The following is a 1,049-nucleotide window of genomic DNA, read 5'->3' on the forward strand; positions in this document are numbered from 1 at the left end:
ATAAATATAGTATAATGTATATATGAGGTTTTAGGAGTAAGTTATGACATATTATGATGCAGCAAAAAAAGTTTTGGAGCAAAGTGATGTTCCTATGAAAGTTGATGAAATATGGGAAAAGGCTATTGAGTTAGGTTATGATAAAATTATAGCTGAAACATTAAATGGTAAAATGAGTAAAACACCTATTGCTAGTTTGGGTGCTAAAATATATACAGATATAAAGTTTAATCCAGATACTACAATATTTGTAAAAGTTGGAAAAGGAAAGTTTTTATTAAAAAGTAAAATAAATAATTCTAATCAAAATTTAATAAATGAAATTAATAATTTAAGCGAAGAAGAAGATACAGAAGATATCATTGAAAATACAATTACAAATAAAAAAATATTAGAAGAAGATTTGCATACCCCTCTTACAAAATATTTATATTCAAGAAAAATATATTCTAAAACTATAAATGCAAATGCTACAGATGTAAATTTAAAAGGAAAAATGAAATGGGGTACTCCTGATATAGTGGGTGTTACATTTAAAGACTATATTAATAAATCAGTTTTAGAATTATTTAATCATATAAACTTACCTACTACAGAAATTTATGCTTATGAATTAAAATTAAAAATTACACTTGGAAGTTTGACAGAATATTATTTTCAAGCATTATCAAATTCTGGCTGGGCTAATGAGGCTTGGCTTGCTGCTATGGAAATAGATGAAAATAATTATGATGAACTTATGGAGGAGATGAAAAGGCTTAATCAGTCTTTTGGTGTTGGTATAATGAAATTAAATTATGATAATCCAGAAGATTCAGAAATATTATTTTCAGCACAGAAGAGAAATTATTTAGATATAGATACTATGCATAAACTTTGTTATAACAGACAATTTCAGGATTTTATTAATGATGTTAATGAAATATTGGATGCAAAAGATAAATCTAAAAGTCATATAATATCGAGTTTAATAAATAGCGGAAGATTTAATAATCCAAATTAAAAAATAAATATTTTATTTATATTAATAAAATTATAATAAATTCCTA

Annotated in this window: 1 protein-coding gene; it reads left to right on the plus strand. The window is 24.0% G+C overall.

Annotated elements, in window-relative coordinates; all coding sequences use genetic code 11:
* Positions 1–43 precede the first annotated feature (43 nt).
* Positions 44–1,003 carry an HTH domain-containing protein gene (locus EZH24_RS12450; RefSeq protein ID WP_137999370.1) on the plus strand — a complete coding sequence of 320 codons (960 nt, stop codon included), beginning with the start codon at positions 44–46 and terminating at the stop codon, positions 1,001–1,003.
* The last annotated feature ends 46 nt before the right edge of the window (positions 1,004–1,049 follow it).

Origin of the sequence: Brachyspira catarrhinii, assembly GCF_005518285.1 — a bacterium.
GTDB lineage: Bacteria > Spirochaetota > Brachyspiria > Brachyspirales > Brachyspiraceae > Brachyspira > Brachyspira catarrhinii.